Below are 1,256 nucleotides of genomic sequence, written 5' to 3'. Positions count from 1 at the left end.
CTTGGTCTCAAGGGGTGGGTGCAACATCTCCTGGAATGATCTTGGTGGAGGTGTTGTGGTGTCGGTGGTCGAGCGGCATGGCGATGAGGTGTGGCGGCTGTGGTTGGAGGGGTTCGGGCAGCGGGAGATCGGTCGCGAGTTGGGGATCTCGCGTAACTCGGTGGCCAAGGTCGTGGCGCCGGCGGGTGGGATCGCGCCGGTGCCGCGCCGGCGGGCGGTGAGGGCGTTGAGTTTCGCCGAGCGGGAGGAGATCTCCCGGGGGCTTTCGGCGGGGAAATTCCTGCGGGAGATCGCCCGTGAGCTGGTGCGGGACGTGTCGGTGATCTCGCGGGAGGTCGCCCGTAACGGCGGCCGCGAGGGCTACCGGGCCACCGACGCCGAACAAGCGGCCTGGCGGCGGGCCCGGCGACCGAAAACCCCGAAACTGGTGAACAGTCCCCGGTTGGCCGACGAAGTCACCCAGCGGCTGAAGAAGCGGTGGGCGCCGCAGCAGATCGCTGCCACCCTCCGCCGGGACTACCCGAATGACCCGGAGATGCAGGTGTCCCACGAAACGATCTACCGGAGCCTGTTCGTGCAGGCCAAAGCTACTTTGAAGGCGGAGCTGGTCCAGTACCTGCGGCGTAAGCAGCGCCTGCGGCGGCCCCGCGCGGCCGCGGCCCGGGCCGCGAAGAACACCAGCGGGCGCGGGCAGATCCCCGACCGGGTGCCGCTGTCGGCACGCCCGCCGGAGGCCGATGACCGGGCCGTGCCCGGGCACTGGGAAGGCGACCTCATCCTCGGCTCCCACAACAGTGCCGTGGCCACCCTGGCCGAACGCCATTCCCGCTACCTGCTGCTCGTCGCCCTACCGGACGGCAAGACCGCCGAAGCGGTCCGTGACGCCCTCGCCCGCAACATCACCCGGCTGCCCCGCCTCCTTCACGAATCCCTGTCCACACAGGACGTGTGGAAGTCGCTGACGTGGGACCAGGGCAAGGAAATGTCCCAGCACGTCCAGTTCACCGTCGACACCGGTGTGCCGGTCTACTTCTGCCCGCCCGGCCAGCCCTGGCTACGCGGCACCAACGAGAACACCAACGGCCTCGCCCGCGACTACCTCCCCAAAGGCACCGATCTGCGCCCCTACACCCAAGAAGACCTCGACGCCATCGCCCACGAACTCAACACCCGCCCCCGCCAGACCCTCGGCTGGATGACACCATCACACGCACTAGCCCAAGCGCTTGGTGTTGCACCCACCCCCTGAAAACACA

General features: G+C 68.6%; 1 protein-coding gene. It reads left to right on the top strand.

Annotated elements, in window-relative coordinates; genetic code table 11:
- Positions 1 to 58: 58 nt before the first annotated feature.
- Positions 59 to 1,249, top strand: coding sequence for an IS30 family transposase (locus E1288_RS46405; RefSeq protein ID WP_456320525.1), 1,191 nt, complete (start codon positions 59 to 61; stop codon positions 1,247 to 1,249).
- Positions 1,250 to 1,256: the final 7 nt, after the last annotated feature.

Source organism: Saccharopolyspora elongata, assembly GCF_004348985.1.
GTDB classification, from domain to species: domain Bacteria; phylum Actinomycetota; class Actinomycetes; order Mycobacteriales; family Pseudonocardiaceae; genus Saccharopolyspora; species Saccharopolyspora elongata.
The sequence above is the reverse complement of the archived record's forward strand: the minus strand, read 5'-3'. Positions and strand labels throughout refer to the sequence as shown.